Genomic DNA, 5,794 nt, shown 5'->3' on the forward strand with positions numbered 1-5,794 from the left:
TAATTCTCAGAGATTTTGTTTTAGTGTTTCCTTTGAAATTGCCCTCGAGGAATAATTAATTATCTCGAAAGTAATTCGTTTGTAATATTCTTAATTTTTTTAATGATATTTTGAAGCGTGTTTGATACAATGTATTACACAAATTAAAAGGATGGTATTTAAATAAATTTTAACGAAAATTGACTATTTTTGAGACGAAAAATCAAATCAGAATCATGAAAAAAACCATCTTGTCAATTGTATTGCTTTTCCTTTCTTTTTGTTTAAAAGCGCAATCTTACATTGGGTTTCTTACAGACAATTATAGTGGCGTACATGGTGTTATTTCTAACCCAGCCAATATTACCGATTCTCGTTTTAAAGCCGACATAAACCTAGCAGGACTGAGTGTGTTTGGAAGCAATGATTATTATGGTATTAACGTTTGGGACGCAACCAGAGATGGTTATAGTTTTGATTTGGAATCAAAAACAGATCCTAAAGATACTAATACTGCAGCATTAAATGTGGATGTTTTAGGGCCATCATTTATGATTAATCTGAACAAAAACAGTTCCATAGCGATCTTTACAAGAGCAAGATCTTTTGTGAATGCTAACGAAATTAATGGAGCGTCCTTAGCTTCTATAGATGATGATACAACCGAAGATTTTAATTTTAACGAAGGAAATATTAATATTTTAGCTCATGCCTGGGCTGAAGTAGGTATGACGTATGCCAGAACGCTATTTAGCAATGAGCAACACTTTTTAAAAGGAGGGGTTTCTTTAAAATATTTACAAGGTCTCGGAAGTGCTTATGGCACGGGAACTGATATATCTATTGATTATGATGCCGACGGTACAGATTATGGTGGTGGTCAAACTACAGGGAGTATAACCACTAGTGGAAATTTAACTTACGCGCGTTTTACTGCTGTTGATTATGATAATTATGATTATAAAATACCTGATAATGCAAACGGTTTTGGTGCAGATTTAGGAGTTGTCTATGAGTGGAGACCAAATCATGCTGATTATAAAATTAACGATTCTATCTCAAATGATTTTAGACATAAAAATAAGTACAAATTAAAAATAGGATTATCTATTACAGATATTGGCTCTATCGATTATAAAGATGGTATCAGAGAAGCGTATAATATTGCCAATACAGATGTTGATGAAAACGATTTTCAAGATGCAGATAATTTTGGAGACTTTTTAAACACCTTTTATTCGCGAACTAATACTGCTACAGGGTATGGCATTGATTTACCAACTGCATTGCACCTTAATGTAGATTGGGGTCTTTCTAGCAAAGTGTATTTAAATCTAAATACCGATTTTTCGTTGATGTCTAAAGATAGAATAACAGCAAATCGTGTATCAAATTTAGTCTCGTTAACACCACGTTTTGAAACTAAATGGTTTAGTTTTTATGTGCCTTTAAGTGTTATTGAAAACAATGGGTTTAGGCTAGGTTGTGGCTTTAGGGCTGGACCATTGTATGCAGGTTCTGGTTCACTAGTTTCTGCTTTTGGAAGTGATAATAATAGAGAGGCAGATGTGTATGCAGGGTTAAAAGTGCCATTGTATCATAGTGCTCCAAAGAATAGAGATGCTGATGCTGATGGTATTTTGGATGAATTAGACGATTGCCCTAAAGTATTAGGACCAGTTGAGAATAATGGTTGTCCATGGGGAGATGCCGATGATGATGGTTTATTAGATAATGTTGATGGATGTCCTCAAGTAGCTGGTCCTTTAGAAAATAATGGATGCCCATGGGGCGATAAGGATGAGGATGGTATTATAGATAAGCTTGATGCTTGTCCAGAGGAAGCTGGTCCTATAGATAACAAAGGTTGCCCTTGGACAGATAAAGATGGTGATGGTGTTTTAGATAAAGATGATGATTGTATAGATGCTGTTGGTAGTGTTGCGAATAATGGTTGCCCAGAAGTAGTGATGCAAAAGCTTCAAACAAAATTAAACGAGTATGCTAAAGTTATTTTGTTTAATTCCGGGACATCTTCTATTAAACCAGAGTCCAATAAGGTGTTGTATGACATTATTAAGGTTTTAAAATTTTATCCTAATGCGAGTTTTAGCATTGAAGGACATACGGATAGTATCGGTAGTTATGAGTTAAATAAAAGATTATCTGATGCGAGAGCCAATGCTGTAAAAACCTATTTGGTTAAAAACGGAATAGATTCAACTAGATTATTTGCAATTGGATATGGTGAAAGAAAACCACTTGCAACTAATATGTATAAAGCTGGTAGGAAGCAAAATAGACGAGTTGAAATTAATTTAGTAAAGTAGAAAAACGTTTTTAATAAATAATATTTAAAAACTCAGTGCAAATAAGCGCTGAGTTTTTTCGTTTATCATTACAGCTTTATTATAAATGAGGATTAAGCTCTTATTTTGAAGTGTTCTTTTTCTTGTTCCTTTCTAAAGAAAACGAATCCCCAAAAAAAGGTATCAATAGTAATCGTTACTTTAGGGTGTTCTTTGATGATTTCCCAAGCTCTAGTCATACCTTCAGACCAGTAAATATCATCAAAAATAAAAACAGAATCGTTATTAGCTGTATTTAATAAGGTTTCAAAATATTTCAAAGTTGCTTCTTTTTGATGGTTTCCGTCAAAGAAAATTAAATCATAACTATTTGAACTTAGCTTTTCAATTTCATTATTAAAATCCCCAGTAATAATATTTATATGTTCTGCACCTTGAATCTTGAATTGCTTTTTTGAAAACGCTGAGGTGTTAGGGCATCCTTCAATGGATGTAATATGTGATTTGGGAGTTCCTGAATGCATAGCATATGTTGCAATACCTAAAGACGTTCCCAACTCTAAAATATTATCAGGTTTAAAATAATTTGTTAGTCTGTATAAAAGCCTTGCTCTTGTGCGAGTTGTGCCAGCTTTTTTAGCGATATCAGAAACTGTGCGTTCTTGATGTTTCATGACGCGTGAACCAGCCCCTAAGTCTTCGACTTTAATTTTAGTGTTACGCTCTAGTAACGCTTTTCTATAATTAAAAATAGCATTATAGGCCTCGTAATTTGTTTTATGATAAAAACATTGAGTTACTAAATCATAAACAAACGGGGAGTGCACGCCGTGTTGGTTGGTACTCTTAAATAAAAACTTTATGTATTGAGTGATTTGATAGATCATTTTAGTATTCAATTACGAAAACACTAATCCTCAAGCATAGAAGACAGTTCTAACCAGCGTTCTTCTTTAGTTTCAATAGTGTCTATAATTTTTTGTAGCTCAGCAGATAATTTATTGATGTCATCTTGGGATAACTCAGGATTATGAAACTTATTTTCCAGTTCCTTTTTATCAAATGCCAATGATTTTAATTTGCTCTCTATGTTTTTTAGTTCTTTTTCTTCATTATAAGAAAGCTTAGAAACTTCATTCTTTTTCCAAGATTGTTTGTCTTTTTTCCCTTCAGATGTTTTAGTAATCACAGGTTGGCTGTCTTCATAAACTCGATAATCTGTATAATTTCCTGGAAAATCTTCAATAACACCATCACCCTTGAAAATTAGTAAATGATCTATTACTTTGTCCATAAAATAACGATCGTGCGTTACAACAATAACACATCCTGGAAAATCTAGAAGGAAACTTTCTAAAACATTAAGTGTTACTATATCCAAATCGTTTGTAGGCTCATCAAGAATTAAAAAGTTGGGATTCTGAATTAGAACTGTACATAAATACAATCGTTTGCGCTCGCCACCACTTAGTTTTTCAACAAAATCATATTGCTTTTTTCTACTGAATAAAAAACGTTCTAAAAGTTGTTGTGCACTTATTTGCTTGCCTTTCTTTAATGGAATATAATCACCAAATTCACGAATAACATCAATAACTTTTTGCTCAGGTTTAATGGTAATACCGTTTTGTGTGTAATAGCCAAATTTAATGGTGTCTCCAGTGATAACTTTTCCCGAATCTGGTTTAGCCGTTTCGGTAAGTATATTCAGAAACGTCGTTTTTCCTGTTCCGTTTTTTCCAATAATACCAACGCGTTCCCCTTTTTGAAACATATAATTAAATCCATCTAAAATGGTTTTATCTTTATATGCTTTTGATACTTTATGGAATTCTAAAATTTTACTTCCTAAACGTTCCATGTTAAGTTCTAACTGAACCTCATGGTCATTTCTACGTTGATGCGCACGATGTTTTATATCTGCAAAATCATCAATTCTAGATTTAGATTTGGTGGTTCGGGCTTTAGGTTGGCGTCGCATCCAATCCAATTCCTTTTTAAAGAGTTGTTTCGCTTTTCCTGTTTCTACAGCTTGTTGCTCAATTCTGGCATCCCGCTTTTCTAGGTAGTATGAGTAATTACCTTTATAGCTGTGCAGTTGACCTTCGTCTAATTCAATAATCTCATTACACACGCGTTCCAGGAAATATCTATCGTGAGTTACCATAAAAAGTGTGATGTTTTCTTTTGCGAAAAAAGATTCTAACCACTCTATCATTTCTAAGTCTAAATGATTTGTAGGCTCATCTAAAACTAATAAATCTGGTTTATTGATTAACGCATTTGCGAGTGCGAGACGTTTTTTTTGCCCACCAGAAAGCGTACTTACCTTATGATCTAAATTTTCAAGTTTTAATTTGAAAAGTACTTGTTTATAAAGAGTTTCGAAATCCCAAGCTTGATGATGTTCCATAGCATCAAAAGCAGCTTGATATGTGTCTGTATCTTCTGGATTTAAAAGTGCTTTTTCATAATTTGAAATCACTTTTAAAATAGGGTTGTCACTCGCTAGAATAGTATCTTCAATAGTGCGTTTTTCGTCAAATTTAGGATCTTGTGACAAAAACGAAACATTAATATCTTTTCTAAATATAACGTCACCAGAATCGGCAGTATCATCACCAGATAAAATATTTAAAATGGAAGTTTTTCCTGTTCCATTCTTGGCAACAAAAGCTATTTTTTGATCTTTATGGACACTAAATGAAATATTTTCAAATAGTGTAAGTTCTCCATAAGATTTGGATATGTTTTCAACAGTCAGATAATTCAAAGGAAAGTTTTTTGCAAATAACGGATAAAAACCAAAAATCACCTAATAAGTTTTATTGTTGTCTTCTAAAAGTTTGATTTTGGTAAATTAATTAGCTCTATATTGAAATAATCATAATTACTTATTCATGTAACAATTAGTGTTTTAATGTACCCCGGATAACGATGTTTTAATTTTTAGGTAAATCAATTTCAACAAAATTAAAATAATCACCTTTTCACAGATATAATTTCAACAACATTTTTTTTTTTTAATAATTGACTATTCCCAAATTTAAGACGGTACTATTCAACAACTAGTTATAAATTATTAACATAATACAAGATAAACCATTCGTCTATACTAAAAGTATATTTCATCTACAGTAATTTGTCATTCATCTAATATAAAAAAAATGGTTTAGTTATATTTTATCTTTGTTATACTCCTGTAAATCAGGTAGTTGAAATACTTATAACATCGATTAATAGACTAAATAAGAAAAAATAAGACAAAATACACTTTAAAATTATCCCTCTACAGTTTTAGGGTGTATCTCCAAATTTAAACCTACAATTATGAAAAAATTATTTTTCACATTCTGCTTTTTTTTTCTGTCATTCTTTAATGGAGCTTCCTTAAGTATTCAGAAAAATAGTTATGAAGGGTTAATAGAAGAAAGCATTCTAAATCAGTCGATTACTCCTATTCCAACTGGAGAATCGATACAAAGTTTTTGTGATAGTGCTACAGT

Annotated in this window: 3 protein-coding genes; 1 reads left to right on the top strand and 2 read right to left on the bottom strand. The window is 32.1% G+C overall.

Annotated elements, in window-relative coordinates:
* Positions 1-215 precede the first annotated feature (215 nt).
* On the top strand, positions 216-2,309 hold the full coding sequence (locus tag QZ260_RS05145) for a DUF5723 family protein (RefSeq protein WP_295983541.1): 2,094 nt from the start codon (positions 216-218) through the stop codon (positions 2,307-2,309).
* A gap of 92 nt (positions 2,310-2,401) precedes the next feature.
* On the opposite strand, the gene QZ260_RS05150 is transcribed toward QZ260_RS05145, so the two are convergent.
* Entirely contained in the window at positions 2,402-3,175 is a 774-nt protein-coding gene (locus QZ260_RS05150; RefSeq protein ID WP_295983544.1) for a class I SAM-dependent methyltransferase, read from the bottom strand.
* A 23-nt stretch (positions 3,176-3,198) separates the two neighbouring features.
* Entirely contained in the window at positions 3,199-5,061 is a 1,863-nt protein-coding gene (locus QZ260_RS05155; protein ID WP_295983547.1) for an ABC-F family ATP-binding cassette domain-containing protein, read from the bottom strand.
* Positions 5,062-5,794 lie beyond the last annotated feature (733 nt).

Origin of the sequence: uncultured Algibacter sp. (genome assembly GCF_905480415.1) — a bacterium.
Lineage (GTDB): Bacteria > Bacteroidota > Bacteroidia > Flavobacteriales > Flavobacteriaceae > Algibacter_B.